Origin of the sequence: Enterococcus sp. 12F9_DIV0723 (assembly GCF_002174375.1) — a bacterium.
In the GTDB taxonomy this organism is placed as follows: Bacteria; Bacillota; Bacilli; order Lactobacillales; family Enterococcaceae; genus Enterococcus_A; species Enterococcus_A gilvus.
Window position 1 is genome coordinate 727728 of the sequence record NZ_NIBK01000002.1, and the last position, 22388, is coordinate 750115.

Here is a 22388-nt window from a genome sequence, read left to right on the forward strand (position 1 = left end):
GTTAATCCTCCGCTCTTTCAAATTTCAATGTCATTTTATAGGCCACGTTGACCTCTCTTCCCCCCGGTCCGTAATACTCACCGGCGAATCGGAGCTCGCTGCGTTCATCTGTATCCAATTTACTGATGGGAACATTGGATAGGTCCGTTTTTAGTGTCGTCAGTTGCTCCCTGTTTCTAGTCAGCTCCAACCAAAGATCTTTCGTATTGTTTGTTTGAGGACCGTCCACCAGTTCAACATTTCCATTGCTTTCCTCTTCAAAGCTTGCCATTGACACATCGACAAAATAAGCACTGTTATTTTTTACGGCATAGCTAGGTGATTGCACATACAAATTGCCTGACTCGTCCATCTCCGTCGTGAAAAACATCGACGTTGGGATCGACACGGACAACAGACTGGATTTTGTGACAAATGGCACGCTGTACCACTCACTATCCGTGGAATCAAAATTGGTTTTTAATTGAACATACAGCCAATAATCTGTTTCAGCATCCAAATCGGTAAATTCGAGTTTCGACGTAAGAGCGTCGCTTGCGAGTGTCTTTTCCTCCACCAAATCCGGATCACTGTCCTGCTTTAAATCATCTGGAGATTTTTCCTTGTCGTACACACGAAAAATAGCCTTTGTTATTGCATTGCTATTTGAGAGGTAGTCGCTTATAGTAAACGTCGCCGTCGTATCTCTGATGACACTTCTCACATTCAACACGACCGACGGGTTCGGCAGTCGTTGGAAAATCATGCTGGTCGCTCCTCGGATCGCGGTTTTTTCCTCTGTGGTAAAGTCCGCTCGAGTAGAAGCGTTCGACAATGTAAGATTTGTGCCATTCGAAGTAATCTTGTCCCTTGCTTGGACCGTACTCGCGATCGGCTCGCCACTCGCTGTGATCCCATAGCTTGTAACATCCTCCATAAAGTCACTGAATGTAAAACCGGTATTTAACGGCTCGCCATTTCTAGTACCCGACACATTGAAGGTCATTCGAAGGGCATTGTCCACGACAAAGTTTTCCGGCGGGATGGTACTGCGAAAAATCCTGCTGTCATTCGTCGATTTCAAATCGAGCGTTGCCCCTTTCCCTACTTTGATTGTGGAATCGCTGCTGATATTGATCGCATTTCCAAAGGTCATTGCCACGTTTGCCTGATCTTGGATGTCAAAGGAAACATCTCGACTGTTATTATTGGAAAACTCCGTCTCCCCATTGATTTTTAAATTGGCGTTTTTTCCTACGGTGAACCTTGCACCGTCTGCTGATATTTCAGCAAAATCAGGCGAGTTGGTCGTAAAATCAACCTGCGCGTTTTCTTCTAATTCAAAAATAAGTTCGCCATTCGCTCTGACCGCACGAGCGTAACCTGTGCTGTGGCGCACCGTTGTCTGACTATCCTTTCTAAAAAGATAGCTGTTCGCCTCCGAAAATTCTTGTGCCGAAGTACCATTACTGACTATGAATTCGTTGGTTCCTGAAAAAATAATTTTTCCGCCAGTGTTTCGATTAAAGAAAGGCTGCGCCCCTCTGTTCGAATAATAGTTCACATTCTCAACTTCCAACGTGACATTCGTTCGTCCATAAATTCGGCAAAAGCCATAATATTCGTCTGCAGGAACAGTAAAATCGGTTGAACCGAAAGTGATATTTTTAAATGTCACGTAGATCCCCGCCGTATTCACTTCAAATGCTCGTGAAGACGTATAGGAGACCGTTCGTCCGTTGCCATCGATCGTCATGTCATTTGTGATTCCGATCCTGCCACTGCTTGTGAGAGCAAACACTTGATTAGGCTCGCTTGCAGGAGCCAGCTTTATATGACTGACCTTATCCACTTCGATCGCTGTTTTTAATTCACTTTCATTTTCGACGATACGCGGGCTTTCTGCTGTTCCTTCGCCCGCTGCCTGTACACCAATTGCGAAAGTCTCCGCCTGTTCAACAGAAGAACCTGTCGTTTCTTCCGTCGATGCCTCTGTCGCTTCAGAACTGTAAGCAGTTGCCTCCTGCTCCTCTCCCGATTCATTTTTTGCAGCTGCAGACTCGGTGGTCGCTGACGCCTCCGTAGACGTGGTCGTTTTTTTGGTAGCGTCATCATCCGCGGACAGGTCCTCTAAAAATTCATCAGAACTGGTAAGCGTCTTTAAGCTTTGTTCATTAGAAGCTGTTGTTTCATTATGGTTCGATCCTTCTGGCGTTCCTTCTGCATGAACGCCTACTAGCGAGCTGCCGTTGCAAATAAATAACAGAGACACAAGGACGATCCCAGTTGCTTTTTTAACAAATACCATGAATTCACCCACCCCCTTCAACTTCATTTCTTTTTTATTATTTTAGAATGACTCTTTCTTAATGAGCTTTATTCGTTAATTTAATATTATTATATGCTCGTGAATAACACAAATAATATGTTCAAACAGGATAGCTACGGGGTTTTTATTCAGTTATAGAACATTATGTTCTTTATCGATGCATATGAAGTGCTTTCAAAATTTTATTTTCCGAAATAATAATAAAATAGTCACTCTTATTAGAATTTTCTTTCTATAAATAAGTAAAAAACCTTTATCAAATCAAATTCTAACTGTAAAATGTATAAGTTTTTGCGTTTTATTAATAGTATTCTTTAATACAAACGTTTTCATTTCTTTTCATCGAAATAAAAACAGTCGTTATTTAATTTATTGCTTTTTGTTTCAGCTCCTTAGCGAAATATCGTTTTTAAACCCATAAAAAAACTCAACGCACTAAGAAATGAACAATCATTTCTTAGTGCGTTGAGCGTTTATCCTCATAGGATAATCCGTATTTTTTCACTTTATTCGTTATTTAAATTTTCTTGTCCTTTAGAAAAGCTGAAGCGATAATCGTCCGTAAAGCTTACGGCAGATATTCCGTCGTATCCCCTAACTTAAAAATTTTCGAAGAAGGGATCACTGCTCTTTTCTTTTGCAAAGGATCGTTGGCTGTCTCCGGCAATTGCTTTAACGGGTCTTGCTCCAGTTCCTTGATCCCTTCATTTGTTGTTTGCTTATTTGTCACCGTTTGGTCTTCGTCGGGTTTCTTAGAGGACTTCACTGAATTCTTTTTCACCTTTTCAGTTTCTGGAAGTAGTTTTTTACTGGTAACTGTCACATTCAATCTGGTCTGATAGGCATATTGGTAAAGAAAAAAACTTACGCAGCTAACTAGCAGCAGTATGAGCGAGATCATCAACGTCGCTCGGCGAATTTTATCCTGTTCCTCAGTTGTTCCATCCATTGCTAAAAACCCCCATTTGCAAAATACAAATAAATGATATTTTCTATTGTTTTAATATTAATATAGTTATCGTTATAATGCAAATAATTATTTTATCGCAGATATAAATATACTTATGTTTCGATTATACGAATACGTTTATAGCCTTTATTTCCATTTTTCTAGTTATCGTTTGGTTCATACTGCCCTTAGCCCACTATCCTTAAGTGCTGCTAGGAAGCTTTTATGCCTTTTCTACAGTAAATCATTCTGCTTTCAAATCCGTAAATAATAAACATTTTTCAACATATTTCAGATGGAGTTGGAAACAAAAAAACTTAACGAGTCTCCTCGTTAAGTTCTCTTAAATAATCAGTTCAGCGAGTCGCCGTTGCTTTGGATCACCTGCTGGTACCAAGCGAAGCTGTCTTTCTTCAATCGTTTTCCGCTGCCTTTTCCATAATCATCCAGGTCCACATAAATGAAGCCGTACCGTTTGCTCATCTCGCTAGAAGAGCAGCTAATAATATCGATCGGACCCCAAGCATAATACCCCCGCAGGTCTACGCCGTCTTTGATGGCTTCTTTCATCGCCTTCAAGTGGTCGCGGTAATAGTCGATGCGATAGGAATCGTGGATCGCCCCTTCTTCCAGCTTATCGAAATAGCCGATGCCGTTTTCGGTGATATAGATCGGGCATTGGTAGCGATCATAAAACTCGTTCAATGCGATCCGCAGGCCAACGGGATCGATCGTCCAGCCCCAGGGGTTCGCGTCGAGCTCCTTGTTGCGATGGGGTCCTAAGTCCTTCGCGTAAGAATCCTCATCGCAGATCTGCGTATAATAATAAGAGAAGGACATGAAATCTGCCGTATGCTTCAGTGCTTCTTCGTCGCCCTCTCCAAAGACGACCGTGATTCCCTTGTCTTCAAAATAACGGAAGGCGTAGCCTGGATAATACCCCCGCAGCAAAACATCCGCGTAAAAATATTCCATTTGATTGAGCTTGACGGTCGCCAACACATCCTCCGCCTTACAGGTTGCGGCATAGGAAGGTCCGCTGCACAGCATCATCCCGATCTCGTTGTCTGGATAATTTTCATGGGCGTATTTCGTAATCAGAGCGCTTGCGACCATCTCATTATGAACGCCTTGGTATTTCGCAGACAGCAAATCGTCTACGACATCCTCTCCGATCCCTAAGTGGTTGAACGATTCATGGATGATCAAATTGATCTGATTGACCACGATCCATTTTTTAACTTTAGTATGGTAACGATCTAAGATCACCTGACCATAGCGAACAAAGAAATCAATGACTTCCCGTGAATACCAGCCCTTGTATGCTGTCGTCAAATGAAGCGGAATCTCGTAGTGAGACATCGTGATCATCGGCTCCATCCCATTTTCCAAGATGGCATCAAAGAGATCGTCATAAAATTTCAAGCCCGCCTCATTGGGTTCTGTTTCGTCGCCGTTTGGAAAAATCCGCGACCAGTTGATCGAGGTACGGAAGGTTTTTAAGCCTAATTCCGCCAGCAATTTCAGGTCATCCTGATACGTATGGTAAAAATCGATGCCCCATCGTTTGGGAAAGATCCGATCCTCGCTAGCCATCGCGTCTTTCACATAGGCGATCGTCGTTTCCATGTTTGATTTTTTCTCTAAGGCGACATCGTCACGAAATTCATTGATGTCCGCCACACACCAGCCTTTGCCGTCCACATCCCAAGCTCCTTCTGCCTGATTTGCTGCGATCGCACCGCCCCATAGAAAGTCCTTTGGAAAACCCTTTGGCGCTTTATTCATCTTCGCTTCCCCCTTGTATCTGCTGTTCGATCTGTTGGATTCGCTGATCGTAGGTTTTAAAAATAGCCAGCATGCGTTTGGCAATATTCAATTCACTATAGATCGTCATGAGCGTATCCTGCGCATGGGCAAAGAGCACCGAATAATGACCTTCCTCGCCGGAAGTTTCTGCCGTGATCGCATCCGTCTGGATATGGTGCGCCTGCACGATCTCTTCGTTTGCTAAAACCATTTTTTTCTCTGCGGTCTCAAAATCACTGGTCTCGATCGCCTTTAATGCTTCCATACAATATTTCCGCGCATCGCCAGCGCGCAAGATGATCTGCATCGCGTCTTGAACTGTCTGCTCGTTCATTCTTTATCAACCCTTCTTCCAAATTTAACTTAGGCCTTTTTCACAGCCTCTGCCTCTTTTTCCATCTCCTGCTTTTCGTAGGCCTTAAAGAACGGGTACCAAATCGCAGAAGCCACCACGAAAATCAACACCATCAATAATAAGCCGGACACCGAGCGGGTTGTCAGCCACGTAGCGATCGGAAACGGACAGTACCACATCTGGAACATCTCCATCGGGATCGGCGCAAACGCGATCACCTTAGTCAGCAGCCAAACAATCAGCGGTAAAATAATGCCCTGCAGCCACATCGGAATCATCAACAGCGGATTCCACGCAATGCAGCCAAACACGATCGGTTCATTGATATTAAACACAGTCGGTGCCACCGATGCCGTCCCCAGCGCTTTTAATTTTTTCGATTTGGAGCGCATCAGCATGAAGACCAACGGCATCGTACAGCCGATCCCGCCAATCCACAGATACGCAGAGTAAATCGTTGGGTCCGTCACTAGATTTGTCGCCGTTCCGTCAATGTTCGCTTGGATCGCCGCCAATAAAACGGGATTCAATACCGGCGTCAATACCCACGTCGAGATGCCCAGCGAATAAAGGAAGCACACCACAAACAGCATCAAAGAGAAGCCCCACGGCGTTTCGACGATATTTTGCAGCGGCATGAAGAGCGCCAACACAAAATTGTACACATCGAACCCGACGATATCGACAACGACCCATCCAACAACGACCACGATCCCGATCGGCAGCATCGCGTCAAACCACGAGCGTACAAAATCCGGGATCACGGATTCCTCACTAAAGAAAGAGAATTTTCCGAATAGATTCAGCACGAAGCCGGCAAACAGCCCTGCCACGATGGCCACGAACATCCCGCCAGCGCCTAATGCGCTGTGGTTGAACCCCGGTTGCCCATCCGTGATGACCTGCGGAGTAATAATGATCAGAAATAAAATAATGCCTGCCATCCCCGCGTTGATCCGCTGCTTCCGCAACCGTTTCTTTTCCATTAAGTTAAAGGGGATCAAGAAAGAGATCACTAACGAGATCATCCCCATCGTCCACCCAAATGGCGTCCAGAAATTCGGCAGCCAAGGGAAGTAGTCGTTCAATATCGCCAACATACAAAAGATCGACCCTAAGAAAATCAACGGCAGTGCCTGCATGATGGAATCCTTCAATGTCACGATCCAAACATTGTTGTTGATTTTGTTCATCCTTGGGGTAAAGCTTGTTTCTAGCCAATGGATCAAAGAATTCATTTTTATACCCTCCTATTGTAGAACTAGCCCATCTCTTCCAACAAATGCGTCAACGCTTGTTCGCCATCCAACGTCGCATAGTATTCCGGCTTCATCAAAATGACCTTCACTGGCGCATCCCCAACAAATTCCTCCACCTCGTCTAAGATGTAGGCTAAATGCGGCCCCACCATCAAGGCATCGATCTCGTCAATATAGTTTTCGATCTCACTTTCGCCTCGTGCCGTGATCTTCAACTCAATGCCCTTCGCTGACGCCGCCTTTCTAATATTCGCCGCCATAAACCCTGAGCTTGCCCCAGACCCGCACACTAGTAGTACATTTAACTTTTCCACGTTGATTCCTCCCATTTCCATTCATGTTTTCCTTGCTGTTTGTTTCTAAAAAGCTTTGTTGATAGCGCTACCATCTATAGGTATACTATAGGAAAATCCCCACGGTGAAACAACTATTTATTTGCACCGCAGCGGTGAAGGAGGTTTTCTTTTGAAGGTTAAATATTTACCCTTTTTGCGCTATTTGAACGAACAGGAAACGTGGACGCCCTCAAGTCAGTTGGCTGAGAAGTTTTCCCTATCCAAACGAACCATTAAATCCTATATTTCTGAGATTCAGCAAAATGAGCCTGGATTGATTCTTTCCTCCAACAAAGGCTATCGCGTGGACACTCTTCGTTTGAAGGCCGTCCAAGAAGGCATCCAAGTGGGCATCCCTGAGACACCCGCGGAACGGGTCGCCTATCTCCTGTTAAAACTGACGGCCGCAGAAGAGGCGCTTTCCATCGAAGACTTAGTCGCAGAATTGTACGTCAGCGAGTCGACGCTAATGAAGGACATCAAGAAAGTGAAGAAGAAATGTGCAGAACAGTCTCTTGAGCTGGTGCAATCCAACGATTCTCTACGTTTGATCGGCACTGAAAAAGCCAAACGCCAACTGATCCATACGATTTTGCTTTCTGAATTGGACCAAAACTTTGTCGACATCTCAAAGCTGCAGGAGAGCTTTACGGATTTTGATTTGGATTACATCAAGGAGATCGTGGCTGAGATTTTCGCGAACTACAATTTTTTCACCAACGATTATGCCCTGACCAATATCATTATTCATTTGGCGATTTCAATCGACCGTATGAAAAGCAATTTTCAATTTTCTGGAGCAGAGCATCTGCCCCCAGCTCGGTCCCGCCGCTGATCAATCAGATTGCTGAAGACATCGCCGGCAAACTGGCCGTTCATTATGACCTGCACTTTCCGCAGGAGGAAATTCGGGATCTGGCTTTATTGATCTCCGCCAACGGGACGAATGTCAATTTTACCCAAATCTCGAAAGAAGAATTAGCTGAAGTCGCCGATCAACGCTGCATTGATCTCGTGTCGACGATCTTAGCCAAGGTCTCAGAAATCTACTTTATTGATAACAACGAACCAGAATTTCTGATCCGTTTTACGCTCCATATCAAAAACCTGTTGTTCCGTTTAGACAACGGGTATTCCTGTAGAAACCCGATGACCGAGACTTTGAAAAAAGAGTGCCCCCTGATCTACGATTGCGCCGTTCAAGTCTCACATATTATTCAAAAAGAACTCGATCAGACGATCAACGAAGACGAGATCGCCTATATCGCCTTTCACTTAGGCTATGCCTTAGAAGTGCAAAAACAGCGCACCACCAAGATCAATTGTGCGCTGCTGGTGCCTCTCTATTACAATATGAACATCCAAGTCATGGAAAAATTGCAGAAGCATTTTGGCGACGACTTGGACATCAAAAACATCTTGACGAATGAAAAAGAATTACGGCACGTGTCGACCGAGCTAATTATTTCAGCCGTAAAATTGAAGCAAGTGACCACTACTCCCTATGTCATGATCAACCCCTTCTTCACCTTAGAGGATCGGCAGCACGTCTCCGAAAAAATCTTTGACATCAAAGAAAAAAAACGAGAGGAACAATTCAGCAAAAATCTCTTGTCTCTCGTCAATAGCGACCATTTTCTCCATTTGAAGAAGAAGACCACAAGTACGGCTCTTTTGAAGCGCATCTGTCAGCAAATGCAGCAGGACGGTTTTGTAGACACGGATTTTTTCACACAAATCATGGAACGTGAAGCACTCTCCTCCACTGCTTTTGGGCCTGTAGCGCTGCCCCACACGTTAACGATGGATGCCCACCAGACAGGAATCTTTATCGTCGTTGCACCGGATGGGATTCAATGGGGCGAACAACTCGTCACCTTGGTCTTTCTGATTTCGATCAATTACCACAACCGTCATATTTTCCGAGAGATTTTCGATGACCTGGCGATGATCTGTACGGACGAGCAAAATGTCCATCGCTTGAGTCAGTTAGATTCCTTTGAAACCTTTGTGGAGAAACTTTCCCAATGCTTCGTCACGATACGATGAGTGGCATTGACTGCAAAAAAGGCTGAGACGCGTGTTCGTCTCAGCCTTTCTACTAGTCTTCATTCATTTTTTTCTTCACGTAATCGGTAAAGCTCGTTGGTTCATGACCTAACAGCCACTCTAACACATTGGTATTGCCATCGAGGCCCCAAGTCGAATAGGAATACGCCAATTGTTTGAAGCCCTCTCTGAAATAGAGATCTGTTGCATGAATCTGATCCAAAAATTCTTCTACCTCCATATAAACGGCTGTTGCGTTTTTCCCAGTGATCTGATTGAAGGTTTGGACTAATTCCTTTGGTGAATAGGCTTCTGTGCCGACCAATTCATAGGTCGCCTTGTCGTGTTTCGCTGGATCGGTCAATACCTTGACCACGACCTCGCCTACATCCTCCGTCGCGACATAGCTGATTTTACTGTCCACGTCGTAAAATATCTGATACTCCCCTGTCTCTCCTACCATCTTCGGATTGAAGTTGTGCATATAATGCATCGGCTGCAGGATCGTATACGAACATTGTTTTTCCATGCCTTTGTAGATCAAATATTCTTCTACATCTCGTTTTGCCGTATGCTGCAGCAAGCTGGTGAGGATCGGATGGGTCACTGAAATGAAGACAAAATGCTGAATCTTGTGCTGGATCGCCTTGTCTACCATCCGCTGACCGATCAACGCTTCTTGTGCTGAGAAGAGCGGTGGGATATGCACCACCATCGTCGCCTCCTCCATCAGTGCATCAATATAGGAAAGGTCTGTCAAATCACCTACCATCGCCTTCTTGATTCCCGGTAATTCGTTTACTTTTGGATTGATATCTGCCGCCAATACATCCAGACCCGCTTCTACCAGCTTTTTCACCATCACGCGCCCAGTATTTCCTGCTGCTGAAGTGACTAAAATCATCGTATTCCCTCACTTTCTTATTTTGTATGCCCTTACATTTCATTGTATCATTTTTAGCGGATATCTATGCGAAAAAGAGACTATGAGCCATTTACAGCCCATAGTCTCCCTTTTTTTACGATAGTGTCGCTGCCAATTCAGCAACGGGGGTCGCAGTTTCTTTCAATACGGCATTCAATTCTTCGATGTTTTTACGTCCTTGGGTGTTCATCCAAGCAATCGTTGCTTCTTTTCCTTCAGTGATGTAGCTTTCCACACCATCTGCCCAAGTCGCACGACCGCAAAGCACGCCATTAAAGGTAGAGCCTGCCTCTTTTGCAAAGCGCAGCGTCTCTTGGAAAAGTTCTGCTTTCACGCCGGCACTCAAGAAAATGAAAGGCAAGTCGGTTGCCTCAGATTGTTCTTTGAAGAAGTTTGCTGCCTCCGCTTTCGTATGGATCACTTCTCCGCTGGCATAGCCTTTGACAAAGTTCATATTCACGGGGACTTCTACCTTCAGTACATCGACGCCGTAGCGAGGATCGGAAAATTCCTTCATCATCTCGATGACCTTATGCGGTTTTTTGATGGCATATTCCTTGGAGGACGCATCAGCGATCGTTGCGTCATAAGATACTAATTCCAGGAAGAAAGGCAGATTTTCCGCTTGGCATTCAGAGCCGATCCGTTCAATAAACGCGTGTTTTTGATTGTTGATTTCTTCAGCTTCATCGACATCGTAGTAAAGCAGGAACTTGCAAGCGTCCGCCCCCGCTTCTTTAAGACGTTTGACAGACCAAATGGACAATAAATCGGGTAAACGACCCGGTGTAGAGGCATCGTAGCCAGTTTTTTCGTAAGCCAATATTAGACCGGCATTTTCTGCCCGAACATCCGCTGCTGGCAACCCATATTCAGGGTCCAGCAAAATAGAAGACGCATACTTCGTCAATTGTGAAGAAACGATTTCTTTAAACGCGATGATCTCCGCGTCCTCGGCTTCACTGCCTTTAAATTTAGTGATCATTTTTTTCAATGCGCCTCGTTGATCAATCGCCAACGCGCCGATCACGCCGTCTTCATTACACAGTTGTTTGATATAGTGATTTTTTTCGTTCATTTCCAGTTCCTCCTACTTTCTCTACCTGAATTTTGTCTGCTAGTTTTTGATAATGCGCCAATGCAACACGCCCTGTTGTCGCTTCCTGTGCATTTAGCATTCCTAAGACATTGCCTTGCGTTAAAATAGCCTCATCCGACAGCCCCGCTTCAATCGCAGCGGTCAATCCTGCAACCGTGGCATCGCCTGACCCGACTGGATTCACTACCTCGATTTTAGGGATCGTCACCCGGTAAAAGGTGTCAAAGTGCTTCGCAAAAGCCCCTTGCGCCCCCATTGAGACCACAATCCACTCAATGCCTTCAAAAAGAGGTTCCTTCAATGCAGCCATCAGCTCGTCAAGATTGGAAGAAACTTTTCTGCCTAACAAATCCGCCAGTTCTTCTGTGTTGGGTTTGATCAGCTTCGGCTTCACTTTCCCTTTCAATACTGCCTTCAGCGCGTCTCCCGAGCAATCCAATATGACTGGCTTCTCTTTACAAACCGTCAGCATTTGACTATAAAAGTCCACAGGCAGACCGGCTGGCAAGCTGCCTGAAATGGAGAGAATATCGGCTTTTTCTGCTAATTGTTGAAAATGCTGCAAGAATTGCGTTGCTTCCTTCGGTGAAATTACTGGGCCGCTCTCTAGAATCTCCGTCTGCTTGCCTTCATGCAGCACCGCGATACAATTTCGTGTTTCACCGCTGATTGGTTGAAAGTCATGGGGAATCTGGTTTTCGTCCAGGTTTTTTTTGATTTCTTCTCCAAGAAATCCGCCGATCAACCCGCTAGCAACCACCTCAGTGTCTAATTGCTTTAAGATCCGCGTCACATTCAGCCCTTTTCCGCCAGCAGTTTTGCGAACATTCGTCACGCGGTTGACCGTATCCAATTGAAATGTCGTCAACGGATAGGAAATATCGATCGAGGGATTCATCGTAATGGTTAAAATCATGCCATCGCCCTCTTAATCGTGGTACTCGCCGCGATCCCATTTTTCGATGAATTCATCAAAGAAATGCGGATCGGACTGGCCGTCACTGGCTTTTTCCACGTGATCGATTTTAGCGATCAATTTTTTGTTTTCTTCGGTTTCTTGATATTCCGCGTTAATAAAGGCCTCTAAAATATCACAGATCAAGAATTCCCCTGTGATTCGAGCACCGAAACCGATCACATTGGCGTTCAACTGTTCTTTTGAATAAATCGCGGTCGTCATGTCTCGAACCAGCGCACTGCGCACGCCGGGTACTTTGTTGACGGCGTTGTTGATGCCGACACCTGTCCCACATAGACAAACACCGAGGTCTGCTTCACCGCTGGTCACAGCTTCGCCAACTTTTTTTCCATAGATCGGGTAATGCGTCCGTGTGAAATCATACGTCCCCATATCCAACACTTCATGTCCTTTTGATTTTAAGAAATCTGATACAGCCATTTTTGTATCTGTGACGATGTGGTCACAGCCAATTGCGATTTTCATTTTATTCATCCCTTCTCGTTTTTTTATTACGCCATTTTATTCAGCATATCTACCCGAACTTGATGACGGCCGCCATCGTAATTCGCTTGAAGAAATTCTCGAACGATATTTAAGGCCAATTCATCTCCGACGATCTCTGAACCAAGTGTGATCATGCGAGAATTATTGTGCTCGCGGGTCATATAAGCGCTGCGTTCATCAGAAACTTCCGCGGCCACCATCCCTTTGACCTTCACTGCCGTGATAAAGCTGCCGGCGCCGTAGCCATCGATCGCTACCCCCAGACTTCCTTCGTTTTCGTTCAAATCGTTAGCCACCGCCAACGTCGATTCAACGAAATCCTCCGAAGCGGTCTCACTTTTGTCTACTACGGTTATTCCCTTGTCGATCAAGTCTTTCTTGATCACTTCTTTCAATCTCATGCCATCACTGTCTGAACCAATTACTACACGCATTGCTATTTCCTCCTTATGATTGTTTCAATCATTTGTTATTGAATGATCTCTGTGTATTGTTGATAATAACTCTTCAGCTCGGCTGAAAGAGTAGCATCCGTAAATAGTGCATCGATCTTTCGCAGGTCATAAAAATTGTAAAAATCACTGCGATCAAATTTGTTGGCATCGGAAACCAAACATTTAACGGCGGCATTGTCTAGAACTATTTTCTGCAAGGTCCCTTCCTCAATACTGAAATTGGAAACCTCCGTGCCCTTTAGTCCATTGACCCCGACAAACGCCTTTTTGATTCCGATTTTCTGGACAGCCTCATTCGCGATCGATCCAACAAAGGCCCCTGTCTTTTCTCGATAGAGTCCGCCGATCAAATACAATTCAAACCTGTTTGCTTCACTTAATAGGTTAAAAACCGGCAAACTATTCGTCACGATCCGCAATGAAGACGGTTCTATATATTGCGTCATCAACTCAATCGTGGTTCCCGATCCGAGAAAGATCGTGTCATCCTCTTTGTTGATATACGCGGCCGCATGCTTGGCGATGTATTCCTTCTCCTCGGTATGCAGCTTTTTCTTTTCGTTATGGGAAAGTTCATTTGTTTCTATAGAAGAAAGTCGATCTTCTTCCAGACTGTTGATTCGTTGTGCCCCACCGTGAATCCGCAGCAGTTGTTTCTTCTGCGAAAGCTCCTCGAGATCCCGTCGAATCGTCATATCAGAAACAGCTAATACCTCTTGAATAAACTTCACGGTGATCGTCCCATAGCGATCGCACATAGCCAAGATTGATTGTTGACGCTCCGTTTTCAGCATATGTTGTCCCTCCACACACTTATAATAAAACATTATCAAACATTAATCAACACAAATATGTTTATTTATTTTTGTTTTATGTTGACAAAGGCGATGTAAGCGATTATACTCAACATATAAACAAACACAAACAAACTTAGAGAGGAGCTGTTCTGTTTGAAAAAGCTTTTTTTCAAAGAAACGACCTACGTTTCGGGAAAGGCCACACAAGAAGAAGTTTTTGAAGAAGTTTACTTAGATCTATTAAGCAAAAAATTGGTTACTGATGATTTCTTGGGAAGTTTATTAGAACGCGAACGAAATTACCCGACAGGCTTAGACCTATCCCCTGTATCGGAGCTGTTGCCAGATATCGCGATTCCCCATACGGAAAGTGACTATGTGCGAACCACGCGAATCATTCCGATCAAATTGAAACAGGCGATTACGTTTCATAATATGATTTCGCCCAGTGATCAAATTTCCGTTCATTTTCTGTTTATGATCTTGAATGAAAATGGGGAAGCCCAAGCAGGAATGCTGGCAGACATCATGGATTTCATTAATTCAGTGGATAAAAAGGACCTTTGTTCGTTTTTCGAACTTGAAAACACCGAGGACATTTATCAGTTTTTAGAGAAACACTTTACTATGGAAGTTTCTGCCTAAGTGCAGGAGAAAAAATAATCTTTTAAGGAGAGAATACGAATGATCAAAATTTTAGCAGCATGTGGCGCAGGGGTAAATTCAAGTCATCAAATCAAGAGCGCTTTAGAAACCGAATTGAGCAATCGCGGCTACCAAGTAACTTGTGACGCGGTCATGATCAAAGACATCAATGAAGAAATGCTTTCTAACTACGATATTTTTGCGCAGATCGCCAATACTGACTTAGGATTCAATGTGAACATCCCGATCATCGATGCAGGTGCCATCCTCTATCGTATCCCGGCAATGGCTGAACCTGTTTACGAAAATATGGAAAGCGCTATCCAATCTTTAAACAAATAAAAAATGACAGACTTTACGAATGAATGAGGCCTCTTATAAGAGCCGCTGCTCATTCGTAAAGTCAGACTCAGAGAAATCAAAAAAATTCATTTAGTCAGCACCAAGAAAGGAAAAGCTAATGAGTACAATTATTGATATCGCCAATCAACTATTTACTCCTCTAATCAACTTAGGGGCGGCACCATTAATGACCATCGTATTGACTGTTATCGCTTTATTCTTCAAAGTAAAACCTACCCGTGCCCTAGAAGGCGGGATCAAATTAGGGATCGCTTTGACCGGTATCGGAGCTATTATTGGTATTTTAACGACGGCCTTCTCAGACGCAATGACCGCTTTTGTTGAACGTACAGGAATTTCATTAAACATCACAGATGTCGGCTGGGCGCCATTAGCAACGATCACTTGGGGCTCACCCTACACCCTTTACTTCTTATTAGTAATGGTCGTGGTCAACATCATCATGTTGGCGATGAAAAAAACCAACACGTTGGATGTCGACATTTTTGATATTTGGCATTTAGCGATCGTAGGATTGTTCGCTATCTTCTCTGGCGCGAACTTGTTCGTTGCGACTGTTTTAGTCATCTTCATCGGTGTGTTGAAAATTTGGAACTCCGACTTGATGAAACCAACCTTCAATGACCTGTTGAATGCACCGGACAGCAACCCGATGACCACGACGCACATGAACTACATGATGAATCCAGTCATCATGGTCTTTGATAAAATTTTTGACAAAGTTTTCCCTTGGTTAGACAAGTACGATTTCGATGCTGCCAAATTGAACAGCAAGATCGGCTTCTGGGGATCTAAATTTGCGATCGGGATTTACTTAGGGATCTTCGTTGGGCTGTTAGCCGGACAAACTCCTACACAAATCTTTTCATTGGCCTTTACTGCTGCCGTCTGTTTAGAGTTGTTCTCTTTGATCGGCGCATGGTTTATCGCCGCGGTCGAACCACTCTCTCAAGGAATCACAGACTTTGCCAACAAACGTCTTAAAGGTCGCACGATCAACATTGGTTTGGACTGGCCTTTCTTAGCCGGCCGCGCAGAAATTTGGGCTGCCGCAAACGTATTAGCACCGATCATGTTATTAGAAGCGATCATTTTACCAGGAAACAAATTATTGCCTTTAGGCGGGATCATCGCAATGGGTGTCACTCCAGCCTTGTTGGTCGTGACCCGCGGAAAATTGATCCGTATGATCGTTATCGGCGCCATCGAATTGCCGCTGTTCTTGTGGTCAGGTACATTGATCGCTCCATTCGTTACTCAAACAGCAAAAGCCGTTGGTGCTTTCCCTGCTGGATTGAGCGACTCTGCCTTGATCTCTCATACAACAATGGAAGGTCCCATCGAAAAATTCTTGGGCTACTTAGTTGGTAACGCTTCGCAAGGACAAATCGAATTTGTCATCTATGCTGCATTGGCATTAGCTGCTTATCTATTGATCTTTATCTGGTACGCACGCCAAATGAAGAAACGTAATGCCGCTTATGCTGCGGAAAAAGAACAAAAAGCTGCACCAGCCGCTGCAAAAGGCAACGTCGCCTACGCTGCGGAAGCAAAATAGAAAAAGGTTGCATCACGCAAAAGAAGCCGTTGAATTCTAAAAAAGAATTCAACGGCTATTTCATTATTCTCGTTTAGGGTAAGCTAAATAACCCCTGAAAAAGAAATGTTTTTCCTATCTCAAGGAAGACAATTTAACACTATTTTCTGCGCTTTCGTTTACGGTCCTTTTTCTTTCCCTTCTTTTTAGTCCCGTTTTTCTTTTCTGGCTGTCCGAGAGTCTCTTTCTCTGTGGACGTCGATTGCTTTTGGGGATCAGATTGATTACTGCTTTCCTTTGATTGCACCGATCCAGCGGGCGCTGCTGTCTTTTCCGCCGAGGCCACAGCTTGGTGCGAATCCTCTGAAATTACTTCGTCTATGACTTCTGTGTCCTGCCCCTCAGACTCGCGGGTGTCTGTCAAAATGACCCCTTCAGGTAACAGACTAGCAACAAATGCCACTCTCTCCTCTTCGCTCATTCCATGTAAGGTCATTTCCGCCTGTTCTGCTGGAACAACTGCGATTTGGGCAGACGCTGACACGTGCTCCCCCTTTTTCACCAATACTTGACGCGTACAATTAGCGATCTCCGCGTTTTCCAGCTTCACAAACCGTCGAATATCCTCTTTTTCAAAAATCGTTAAAGAAGATAACAGCTCCATTACCGCGTCCAATTTCATCGTAGATAAATTCGGATCGACATCCCTTAAACTCCATGTGTGACTCTTCCCAACAGCATCCTCAAATGTTGAAACAATTTTATACTGCTGCCCCATCAAATCCTCAACTGGCGTTGTTTGATCAAACAAATATTTCTTACAGTCACTCAAACGATTGTTATATCGGTGATACTCTTTTTTATTTTTATACAGGCGATGAATCACTTGCTCCCACTCTTTGCCGCCTTTGAAGGCATCATGAAAAAGAGGTGCCAATTTACGCAACACCTCTGTCGGCTCTGAAGCTAGCAGGATCTCTCTAACAAGATCGCGACAAATACCAGAAAAGTCACTGACACACAAACAATGACGAATCAGCACAGCGACGAGATACTGAAGAACGGTATCCGCATCTTGCGAATCCTCGTAAGATTTTAGAATACGTTTTTCGAGATTGTCCTTCCCCATGGTAAAAAGGGTTCGTTGAGTCACTGGCTTGGTTGGCATATGTTTCCTCTCCTTCTTGTTCGCACACGATTTATGATTTACGAAAAAATCTACCCCTCTATTTTACCTCATAATTTCGCTAAAAATAACTCTATCTTTTTATCGAAAATATTCAAAATGGGTAAATGTTCGTGGAATTCGCTATTTTTGAAGACATAAAAGAACTGAAGGCTTATTATAAAGCCTCCAGCTTAGGATTGTTCAACAAACTTAGACAAGGTATTTCTCTTCTTTTTCGATCTTCTCATAATGCTTCTGTTCATCTTTATCTGTGATCACCGCTGTGACGTCGTTCAAACTATAATAAACAGAAAAATCCCGTTTACCGATCTTTGAACTATCGATCAATAAGAAACGCTCGATCGAATTATTAAGAGCAATCTGCTGCGTTTGCCCTTCTTCAAAAGTAGAGGTCATGATTTTTTGTTCATTTAACGCATTGCAGCTAAAAAATGCCTTATGGAAATTCATATCATTCAATGATTTATTCGTAATTTCACCAACGAAGCACTGCGTCGTTTCCCGCATCTCACCGCCCAATAAATACGTTTTTCGGTTGCCCTTATGCTTATTCAGCTCTTCAAACACCGGCAAACAATTCGTAACGATCCGTAACGAATCCGCCGTAATGATTTCCGATAACAGCTCGATCGTTGTGCCCGGACCAAGAAAAATCGTATCCCCATCATTGATCAACTCATTGGCTTTTTTCACGATCCGCTGCTTTTCCTCTTGCAGCATGATTTGCTTTTCCGTATGAGAAAGCTCTACATGACGATAAAAATCCTTCAGTTTGGCCCCGCCATGAACTCGTTCCAATAGCCCCTGTTTTTCTAATTCATCTAAATCACGCCGCACAGTCATATCAGAAACCGACAATTTTTCCATAATATCGCTGACCCGAACAGTTCCGCTCGTCTCTAATAATGACATGATTGCTTGAAATCGATCCTCTTTTAACATATCAGTGCCTCTTTTCCTACTTAACTTATCGAATTTAAAAAAATGTACGATTCGTACCCTACTCGATACCTAATAAAATAATCGGTTTTTCGCTTCCAGTAAGCTTGCTATGAAACCAACTCCATCACTGACTGGAATGGGTAGAAAGAACAACAAAATAGACGAAATCCGCGTTTGTTCTTTGGTGAGTGGTTGGAATTTAATCATACCGATTCTTTTATACGTTATTATGCACTATTATAACGAATAAAACCTGATATATCCTTACTAATTTTAGATTCTTTTTTCGTGAATCAATTTCAGAAATCTTTAGAATATCAAGCATGGCAAAAAGAATGGCTCTCAACCTTATATATTAATTTATCAAGGCCAACTAGCAAGGAATTTATCATTAAAAAAAGACCAGAGCTGATAAGCTCTAGTCTCTATTTTAATGTTAATCCCCACCCGCAAATATCTCTTGACGATTGTAGATAGGTGCATGAGCCTTCAAGTCTTCTAATGTGCCAACTTGTTTGCCTTTTGAATAGTATCCATCTAGTAGGCCTAAGGATTGGAAAATCGTTTGTTTATAGGCAATCTCAGCGTTCCATTCTGCTGTATCAAGAATTTGCAGCGCTTTATGAATTGCTTCTATTCCTGTTTCTCCTGGTGCGCTGATCAATACCCCATGACTGTTCAGCAACAACATGTTAGGAAGCGCTAATTCTTCTTTTTTCATATAATTAGAGACTAATTCGGCAAGCTCCGGTGAGCAATTCGGTTCGAAGTCAAGCACTGGCACGTATCCGATTTTTTGTGTAGCTTCTGTTAAATTCGGCATATCTAAACCAGACGTTGCCCAAAACATTGCGTTCGGTGCGTGAGCGTGTAGTACCGCTTTGATTTCAGGATTCGTGTCATAAACCGCTTCATGCAAATTGATTTCCCTCGTTAGATTCCCAACGCCATCAATAACTTTTCGCGTGTGCGGTTCTACGACTAGAATTTGCGCTGATGAAACTTCTCCTAAGTAAGCTTCTGACATCATTGTTGGAGTCATAATTATATATTCTTTTCCATTTCGATCTGTTGTTTTAAATGAAAAGTTTCCCCCAGCAACGTTAGTATTCTTTCGCGCAAAAATTAATTTGACGATACGCGCCAAATCTTCACGCTCTCTCTCAAAAATCATTCGTCCATCTGACATAGTCGAGACCACCTTTTTTATTTTTTAAATAGTTTTTTACTAGTAATTGCTTCTTGTGCAGCATTCCTTACTTGCATCGCTTCTTCATATTTTTTCTTTCTGCGTGCATCATATTCCTTGAAAAGTATTGGATTGCCATATTTATAAACACAGATTGATAGCCCGATAGCGACAATATTGAACACCAGTTGCTGGGTCATGAAGGCTACGATAAAGCTGATGATCGCAAGAAATAAAATGAGTAGCCATTTTGTTTTTTCTTTATTTTCTTCTTTGTTAGTCATTCACTTTACCTACCCTTTCATTCTTCCTGCTATCCGGCGACTTTCATCCCTTTAACCTTTTTATCTGCTAATTCCTCATACCTTTGACTAGGAACCTTTGTTTTATTCATGTATTTGTACAACCATACGAACATCGCAATAAAAATGACTGCACCAACGATTCCCAAAATGTTTCCTTTAAACGCTTCTGCAAATAGAATTCTAAACTCTGGCCCTTCAATGGAAGACCATGTAATTTGCTGACCTTTCTTGATCCCTTCGACTGCCCCAGTTTTATCTGCCAAACCAGTTAGGATCGGTGTCAAATAAGTGGCAGCATAAAGATAGATCGGCATAGAGATAACACCCATGATCAGCATTCTGACAAGATTACCACCCGTTAACAGCAATCCTCCAACGGCGATCGAGTAGTTGATAATGCCTGCTAAAGGCAACACAGCGTTTCCAGGTAAAATAATCGCATAGCCAATGAAGACAGGAACTAAAAGAATGGCAGTCACCCAAATTTCAGAACGACCAGCGAGCACCGGCCAGTCTAATCCGATGTATACTTCACGATCTTTGAAACGTTTTTTCATCATTTCAGACATAGCATCTGCTAATGGAGAAAGAGATTGCATAAACATTTTCGAGATCATTGGGAACAATGCCATAGCAGTCGCGATTTGAATCGCCAAATTCAACGAGCCCGATACCCCATACGCTGCGGCCAATCCAAGACCCAAGCCAATGATAAAGCCCATGACTGAATTCTCTGAGAAAACACCGATTTTTTTCTTCAATGCCTTTGTATCTGAACGTTTATTGAAGAATGGTATCTTGTCCATAACCACATTGATCGGCAACAGTAATACTGCGGAAATATTCATCAAGTGCGTAACCGTTACCAAAGGAATGCCCGTTAAATCTTCGATATGACGTTGGAACATATCGCCCATTTTTAATTCTAAAATAACTTGAACGATCGCTGTTGCGAACCCCGCCAACAAACTACCGCTGATAAAGAAAACCAGGTATGCCGTCAAGGCTTTTCCCCAAACATTCCACATATCAACATTCAATGTCTTGGTCCAATTCAAAATCAACATGACAAAATTCACGCCAAGTACAACTGCGAAGAAAACAAACGCATAGGACCAAGACCACGTGATGCTGGCTGCGCCCGTCCAGCCTAGATCCAACGCGGGTAAATTGAGTCCAGTATTTTTCGCTAATGCTTCAGATGCGGGACTTACCGCATTGGACATGAACCCAATGACCATTGACATACCCGTAAAAGCGATACCTAAAGTAATCGCGGACATAAATGCTTTTTTGACTTTCATTCCAGCAATTAACCCTAAAAGCAAAATAATCAATGGAACAAAGATAGCTGAACCTAAACCTAAAATATAATTAATAATGTCCTGAAATATTTGCACGTTTTCCACTTCTTTCTTAATTCGTATTTTTATTTCCTATTCAACTAATAATTTAATATCTTCATAAATCTGATCGGAACCCATTCCTGTTAAAAATGGAATTCCTGGGAAGACCTTCACACCCAGTTCTTCTGCCTTCTCCAGCACTTCCTCATCAGGTTGAGCCACATAAACATAGATTCCTGTAGAGGGCAGCTCATTTTGAATCGATTTGTAGTCCACTGCTTCTACCGGGAAATCAATCCCATCATCCTCCAATAATCCGGCAATCTTACTAGCGATCGTTTGGCTGGTGGCCACGCCGCTTCCACATGCAACAATTAATCTTCTTTTCATTCTAATTCCCTCCGTCTTCTATCCATTCATTTTTAGTTAAATATTTTGTACAAACATTTGGTAAATTTTCTCTTCTTCTTGTTCCTGCATGAATGCTGCAACAAATTCTTCTTTCATAAATAATTCCATAAACGCTTGAAGCAATCCCACTTGCCCTTTAGGATCTTTGATACCAAGGAAAAATAAGTTTTTTACCCCCATTTTCTGGCTGTCTCCCATTTGTTTAACAGTTACCTCATCTTTTAACCTGGCTATGTAAACAAACGGTTTGTCTACATACTCCGGATCAGAATGCGGCAACGCAATGTTCAGATGCTGAGTAATCAGCCCTGTAGGAAATTGTCTTTCTCTTGCAGTAATTCCATTCAAGTACCCTTCATTCACAAATCCCAATTTCTCTAAATGTGCCGCAACATTCTCGAAAACTTTTTCCTCATTCTCTCCCTCTATTTCAAGAGAAATCAGCCGTTGATCAAACATCTCTTTGTAGCACACGAACGCTTCACTCCTTCTCAACATGCGTTGAAATATTTTGTTATCATTTGTTAAGATGTGTTTTACAATGTAAATATACAACGCTAAAAAACGTTTGTCAACGCTTTCTTTTCTTTTTATTTTTGTTAAACGGAGCCCTTCATTAAATACAATTATTTTTATTAACAAAGTTTAACACATGT

The 22388-nt window shown here is 43.1% G+C and carries 24 protein-coding genes; 5 read left to right on the plus strand and 19 right to left on the minus strand.

The genetic code is table 11. The annotated features are described in order from the left end of the window. Nucleotide 1 precedes the first annotated feature (1 nt). From A5868_RS16520 to A5868_RS16545, 6 genes are all read right to left on the minus strand, one after another. Nucleotides 2-2287, minus strand: a complete 2286-nt coding sequence (locus A5868_RS16520) for a hypothetical protein (RefSeq protein WP_086304967.1) — start codon at nucleotides 2285-2287, stop codon at nucleotides 2-4. A gap of 589 nt (nucleotides 2288-2876) precedes the next feature. Further along, nucleotides 2877-3257, minus strand: coding sequence for a hypothetical protein (locus tag A5868_RS16525; protein WP_086304969.1), 381 nt, complete (start codon nucleotides 3255-3257; stop codon nucleotides 2877-2879). Between the two features lie 351 nt (nucleotides 3258-3608). Beyond that, the gene (locus A5868_RS16530; RefSeq protein WP_086304971.1) at nucleotides 3609-5045 is read right to left on the minus strand and encodes a glycoside hydrolase family 1 protein; all 1437 of its coding nucleotides are present in this window, start codon (nucleotides 5043-5045) and stop codon (nucleotides 3609-3611) included. Continuing rightward, nucleotides 5038-5400 (minus strand): PTS lactose/cellobiose transporter subunit IIA, encoded by a 363-nt coding sequence (locus A5868_RS16535; protein ID WP_086304973.1) that lies wholly within the window; start codon nucleotides 5398-5400, stop codon nucleotides 5038-5040. Before A5868_RS16535 ends, A5868_RS16530 begins: the two co-directional genes overlap by 8 nt. 29 nt (nucleotides 5401-5429) lie before the next feature. After that, the gene (locus A5868_RS16540; RefSeq protein WP_086304976.1) at nucleotides 5430-6659 is read right to left on the minus strand and encodes a PTS sugar transporter subunit IIC; all 1230 of its coding nucleotides are present in this window, start codon (nucleotides 6657-6659) and stop codon (nucleotides 5430-5432) included. A 23-nt stretch (nucleotides 6660-6682) separates the two neighbouring features. Continuing rightward, nucleotides 6683-7015: a PTS sugar transporter subunit IIB gene (locus tag A5868_RS16545; RefSeq protein ID WP_217808907.1), complete on the minus strand. Its 333-nt coding sequence runs from the start codon at nucleotides 7013-7015 to the stop codon at nucleotides 6683-6685. A gap of 130 nt (nucleotides 7016-7145) precedes the next feature. Here A5868_RS16545 and A5868_RS19430 point away from each other — a divergent pair, with 130 nt between their 5' ends. Further along, entirely contained in the window at nucleotides 7146-7850 is a 705-nt protein-coding gene (locus A5868_RS19430; protein WP_254908338.1) for a BglG family transcription antiterminator, read from the plus strand. 89 nt (nucleotides 7851-7939) lie between these two features. Continuing rightward, nucleotides 7940-9064: a BglG family transcription antiterminator gene (locus A5868_RS19435; RefSeq protein ID WP_254908339.1), complete on the plus strand. Its 1125-nt coding sequence runs from the start codon at nucleotides 7940-7942 to the stop codon at nucleotides 9062-9064. Nucleotides 9065-9116: 52 nt separating this feature from the next. Here the strand turns inward: A5868_RS19435 and A5868_RS16555 are convergent, their stop codons facing one another. From A5868_RS16555 to A5868_RS16580, 6 genes are all read right to left on the minus strand, one after another. Beyond that, nucleotides 9117-9968: an SDR family oxidoreductase gene (locus tag A5868_RS16555; protein ID WP_086304978.1), complete on the minus strand. Its 852-nt coding sequence runs from the start codon at nucleotides 9966-9968 to the stop codon at nucleotides 9117-9119. A 115-nt stretch (nucleotides 9969-10083) separates the two neighbouring features. Beyond that, nucleotides 10084-11067 carry a tagatose-bisphosphate aldolase gene (lacD, locus tag A5868_RS16560; protein ID WP_086304980.1) on the minus strand — a complete coding sequence of 328 codons (984 nt, stop codon included), beginning with the start codon at nucleotides 11065-11067 and terminating at the stop codon, nucleotides 10084-10086. Next, entirely contained in the window at nucleotides 11030-12004 is a 975-nt protein-coding gene (gene lacC, locus A5868_RS16565; RefSeq protein WP_086304982.1) for a tagatose-6-phosphate kinase, read from the minus strand. The genes lacD and lacC overlap by 38 nt, the downstream gene beginning before the upstream one ends. A gap of 12 nt (nucleotides 12005-12016) precedes the next feature. Further along, entirely contained in the window at nucleotides 12017-12532 is a 516-nt protein-coding gene (lacB, locus tag A5868_RS16570; RefSeq protein ID WP_086304984.1) for a galactose-6-phosphate isomerase subunit LacB, read from the minus strand. 26 nt (nucleotides 12533-12558) lie between these two features. Further along, nucleotides 12559-12987, minus strand: coding sequence for a galactose-6-phosphate isomerase subunit LacA (gene lacA, locus A5868_RS16575; RefSeq protein ID WP_086304986.1), 429 nt, complete (start codon nucleotides 12985-12987; stop codon nucleotides 12559-12561). A 35-nt stretch (nucleotides 12988-13022) separates the two neighbouring features. Continuing rightward, nucleotides 13023-13802, minus strand: a complete 780-nt coding sequence (locus tag A5868_RS16580; protein ID WP_086304988.1) for a DeoR/GlpR family DNA-binding transcription regulator — start codon at nucleotides 13800-13802, stop codon at nucleotides 13023-13025. Nucleotides 13803-13958: 156 nt separating this feature from the next. Here A5868_RS16580 and A5868_RS16585 point away from each other — a divergent pair, with 156 nt between their 5' ends. The 3 genes from A5868_RS16585 (at nucleotide 13959) to A5868_RS16595 (ending at nucleotide 16371) form a co-directional block, all read left to right on the plus strand. Continuing rightward, nucleotides 13959-14450 (plus strand): PTS sugar transporter subunit IIA, encoded by a 492-nt coding sequence (locus A5868_RS16585; protein WP_086304990.1) that lies wholly within the window; start codon nucleotides 13959-13961, stop codon nucleotides 14448-14450. Between the two features lie 39 nt (nucleotides 14451-14489). Beyond that, nucleotides 14490-14792 carry a PTS sugar transporter subunit IIB gene (locus A5868_RS16590; protein WP_010779184.1) on the plus strand — a complete coding sequence of 101 codons (303 nt, stop codon included), beginning with the start codon at nucleotides 14490-14492 and terminating at the stop codon, nucleotides 14790-14792. A gap of 118 nt (nucleotides 14793-14910) precedes the next feature. Then, entirely contained in the window at nucleotides 14911-16371 is a 1461-nt protein-coding gene (locus A5868_RS16595) for a PTS galactitol transporter subunit IIC (RefSeq protein ID WP_086304992.1), read from the plus strand. 139 nt (nucleotides 16372-16510) lie between these two features. Here the strand turns inward: A5868_RS16595 and A5868_RS16600 are convergent, their stop codons facing one another. From A5868_RS16600 to A5868_RS16630, 7 genes are all read right to left on the minus strand, one after another. Beyond that, nucleotides 16511-17518, minus strand: coding sequence for a DUF2922 family protein (locus tag A5868_RS16600; protein WP_086304994.1), 1008 nt, complete (start codon nucleotides 17516-17518; stop codon nucleotides 16511-16513). 210 nt (nucleotides 17519-17728) lie between these two features. Continuing rightward, entirely contained in the window at nucleotides 17729-18481 is a 753-nt protein-coding gene (locus tag A5868_RS16605) for a DeoR/GlpR family DNA-binding transcription regulator (RefSeq protein ID WP_010779181.1), read from the minus strand. A gap of 436 nt (nucleotides 18482-18917) precedes the next feature. Continuing rightward, nucleotides 18918-19670 carry a class II aldolase/adducin family protein gene (locus A5868_RS16610; RefSeq protein ID WP_086304996.1) on the minus strand — a complete coding sequence of 251 codons (753 nt, stop codon included), beginning with the start codon at nucleotides 19668-19670 and terminating at the stop codon, nucleotides 18918-18920. A 17-nt stretch (nucleotides 19671-19687) separates the two neighbouring features. After that, complete coding sequence (locus tag A5868_RS16615; RefSeq protein ID WP_010779179.1) at nucleotides 19688-19954, minus strand: hypothetical protein; 267 nt, start codon at nucleotides 19952-19954, stop codon at nucleotides 19688-19690. 29 nt (nucleotides 19955-19983) lie between these two features. Then, nucleotides 19984-21375, minus strand: a complete 1392-nt coding sequence (locus tag A5868_RS16620) for a PTS galactitol transporter subunit IIC (RefSeq protein WP_176281342.1) — start codon at nucleotides 21373-21375, stop codon at nucleotides 19984-19986. Nucleotides 21376-21411: 36 nt separating this feature from the next. Further along, nucleotides 21412-21711 (minus strand): PTS sugar transporter subunit IIB, encoded by a 300-nt coding sequence (locus A5868_RS16625; protein WP_086305000.1) that lies wholly within the window; start codon nucleotides 21709-21711, stop codon nucleotides 21412-21414. Between the two features lie 36 nt (nucleotides 21712-21747). Next, complete coding sequence (locus A5868_RS16630; protein WP_010779176.1) at nucleotides 21748-22206, minus strand: PTS sugar transporter subunit IIA; 459 nt, start codon at nucleotides 22204-22206, stop codon at nucleotides 21748-21750. Nucleotides 22207-22388 lie beyond the last annotated feature (182 nt).

Bases quoted from the DNA above. Each gene is read 5' to 3' on its own strand.
- A5868_RS16520 (WP_086304967.1), bottom strand. From the start codon at position 2,287: ATGGTATTTGTTAAAAAAGCAACTGGGATCGTCCTTGTGTCTCTGTTA.
- A5868_RS16525 (WP_086304969.1), bottom strand. From the start codon at position 3,257: ATGGATGGAACAACTGAGGAACAGGATAAAATTCGCCGAGCGACGTTG.
- A5868_RS16530 (WP_086304971.1), bottom strand. From the start codon at position 5,045: ATGAATAAAGCGCCAAAGGGTTTTCCAAAGGACTTTCTATGGGGCGGT.
- A5868_RS16535 (WP_086304973.1), bottom strand. From the start codon at position 5,400: ATGAACGAGCAGACAGTTCAAGACGCGATGCAGATCATCTTGCGCGCT.
- A5868_RS16540 (WP_086304976.1), bottom strand. From the start codon at position 6,659: ATGAATTCTTTGATCCATTGGCTAGAAACAAGCTTTACCCCAAGGATG.
- A5868_RS16545 (WP_217808907.1), bottom strand. From the start codon at position 7,015: ATGGAAATGGGAGGAATCAACGTGGAAAAGTTAAATGTACTACTAGTG.
- A5868_RS16555 (WP_086304978.1), bottom strand. From the start codon at position 9,968: ATGATTTTAGTCACTTCAGCAGCAGGAAATACTGGGCGCGTGATGGTG.
- lacD (WP_086304980.1), bottom strand. From the start codon at position 11,067: ATGAACGAAAAAAATCACTATATCAAACAACTGTGTAATGAAGACGGC.
- lacC (WP_086304982.1), bottom strand. From the start codon at position 12,004: ATGATTTTAACCATTACGATGAATCCCTCGATCGATATTTCCTATCCG.
- lacB (WP_086304984.1), bottom strand. From the start codon at position 12,532: ATGAAAATCGCAATTGGCTGTGACCACATCGTCACAGATACAAAAATG.
- lacA (WP_086304986.1), bottom strand. From the start codon at position 12,987: ATGCGTGTAGTAATTGGTTCAGACAGTGATGGCATGAGATTGAAAGAA.
- A5868_RS16580 (WP_086304988.1), bottom strand. From the start codon at position 13,802: ATGCTGAAAACGGAGCGTCAACAATCAATCTTGGCTATGTGCGATCGC.
- A5868_RS16590 (WP_010779184.1), top strand. From the start codon at position 14,490: ATGATCAAAATTTTAGCAGCATGTGGCGCAGGGGTAAATTCAAGTCAT.
- A5868_RS16595 (WP_086304992.1), top strand. From the start codon at position 14,911: ATGAGTACAATTATTGATATCGCCAATCAACTATTTACTCCTCTAATC.
- A5868_RS16600 (WP_086304994.1), bottom strand. From the start codon at position 17,518: ATGCCAACCAAGCCAGTGACTCAACGAACCCTTTTTACCATGGGGAAG.
- A5868_RS16605 (WP_010779181.1), bottom strand. From the start codon at position 18,481: ATGTTAAAAGAGGATCGATTTCAAGCAATCATGTCATTATTAGAGACG.
- A5868_RS16610 (WP_086304996.1), bottom strand. From the start codon at position 19,670: ATGTCAGATGGACGAATGATTTTTGAGAGAGAGCGTGAAGATTTGGCG.
- A5868_RS16615 (WP_010779179.1), bottom strand. From the start codon at position 19,954: ATGACTAACAAAGAAGAAAATAAAGAAAAAACAAAATGGCTACTCATT.
- A5868_RS16625 (WP_086305000.1), bottom strand. From the start codon at position 21,711: ATGAAAAGAAGATTAATTGTTGCATGTGGAAGCGGCGTGGCCACCAGC.